2 protein-coding genes are annotated in these 1858 nt (G+C 74.3%); both read left to right on the forward strand.

What is annotated here, in order from left to right:
* A partial coding sequence (locus EAO70_RS23480; protein ID WP_148005314.1) for a TetR/AcrR family transcriptional regulator occupies positions 1-613 on the forward strand: 613 nt, incomplete at its 5' end.
* A 79-nt stretch (positions 614-692) separates the two neighbouring features.
* On the forward strand, positions 693-1858 hold a 1166-nt coding region (locus tag EAO70_RS23485; protein WP_148005313.1), incomplete at its 3' end, for a molybdopterin-dependent oxidoreductase.

Here is a 1858-nt window from a genome sequence, read left to right on the forward strand (position 1 = left end):
GTCCCACGCCCCCGCCCCGTCCACGCTCCGCCGCACCCCCGTGCAGCAGCGCAGCGCCGAACGGCTCGCCCGCATCCTCGACACCTGTGCCGAACTCCTCGACGAGACCGGCTACGAGCAGCTGAGCACCCGCGCGGTCGCCGCCCGCGCCGGCGTCCCCATCGGCTCCGTCTACCGCTTCTTCGACAACAAGCGGGCCATGGTCGCCGCGCTCGCCCACCGAAACCTCGACCGGTACGCCGAGCGGATCGCCGCCCACCTCGACGCCGCCGTCGACCCCGACCCGCACGCGGCCATCGACGGTGTCCTCGACGAGTTCATCGCCATGAAGCGGACCGTCCCCGGCTTCGCCCTGGTCGACTTCGGCGTGCCCGCCGCCGAGGAGGCCGGCGAGGACCCCAACGCCCTCGTCGCCGAGCGGATCTGCGATCTGCTCGCCGACCACCTCGGCCGCCCGGCCGACGAGGCGCTGCGGCGCAAGGTCCGGGTGGGGGTCGAGACCGCCGACACCCTCGTCCGGCTCGCCTTCCGCACCGCCCCCGAGGGCGACCCCGCCGTCATCGACGAGACCCGGCAACTCCTTCACGCCTATCTCGCCCCCTCCCTGTCGTAACCCTCCCCGGCGTGCCTACCGGTCGGTATGCTCGCGGCGGGCCGACGCCCCGGCCCGACCGCCGCCCCAGGGAGCCGCCATGCCCACCGCCCTGCGCATCTGCCCGCTCTGCGAAGCGACCTGCGGACTGACCCTGACCATCGAGGGCTCCCGGGTCACCGGGGCGCGAGGCGACCGCGAGGACGTCTTCAGCCAGGGCTTCATCTGCCCCAAGGGAGCCGCGCTGCCCGAGGTCGACGCCGACCCCGACCGGCTCCGCGGGCCACTGGTCCGGAAGGACGGCCGGCTCCAGGAGGCGACCTGGGAGGAGGCGTTCGACACGATCGCGGCGAGAATCCGCCCGCTAATCGAGGAGTACGGGCCGGATGCCGTGGGTATCGTCCTGGGCAACCCCAACGTGCACACGATGGCCGGCGCCCTCTACCCGCCCCTGCTGATCGGTGCCCTGCGCACGCGGAACCTCTTCACGGCGTCGACGATCGACCAGATGCCCAAGCACGTCTCCAGCGGCCTCCTGTTCGGAGACCCCTTCGCGATCCCCGTGCCCGACCTGGACCGCACCGACCACCTGCTGATCCTCGGCGCCAACCCGCTGGACTCCAACGGAAGTCTCTGCACCGCCCCCGACTTCCCCGGCAGGCTCAAGGCACTGCGCCGACGCGGCGGCACCCTCACCGTCGTCGACCCCCGGCGCACCCGCACCGCCCGCCTCGCCGACCGGCACGTCGCGATCCGCCCCGGCGCCGACGCCCTCCTCCTCGCCGCCCTCGTCCACACCCTCTTCGAGGAGGACCTCACCGACCTCGGCCCGCTCGCCGCCCAGGTGGAGGGGGTCGAGGAGGTACGGGAGGCCGTGCGGGACTTCCGCCCCGAGGCGGTCGCCGAGGCCTGCGACGTGGACGCGGACACCATCCGCGTCCTCGCCCGGGAACTCGCCGCCGCGCCCACCGCCGCCGTCTACGGGCGGATGGGCAGCTCCACCGTCGCCCACGGCACCCTCGGCAACTGGCTCGTCGACGTCCTCAACATCCTCACCGGCAACCTCGACCGGGCCGGCGGCGCCCTCTTCCCGCTCTCCGCCACCGCGCCCGCCCCACGCCCCGCGGGACCCGGCAGGGGCTTCGCCCTCGGCCGCCGGCACAGCCGGGTCTCCCACCACCCCGAGGTCAAGGGCGAGCTGCCGATGGTCGCGCTCGCCGAGGAGATCGAGACCCCGGGGGAGGGGCGCATCCGGGCCCTCGTCAC

Source organism: Streptomyces sp. adm13(2018) (assembly GCF_008042145.1).
Classification (GTDB): domain Bacteria; phylum Actinomycetota; class Actinomycetes; order Streptomycetales; family Streptomycetaceae; genus Streptomyces.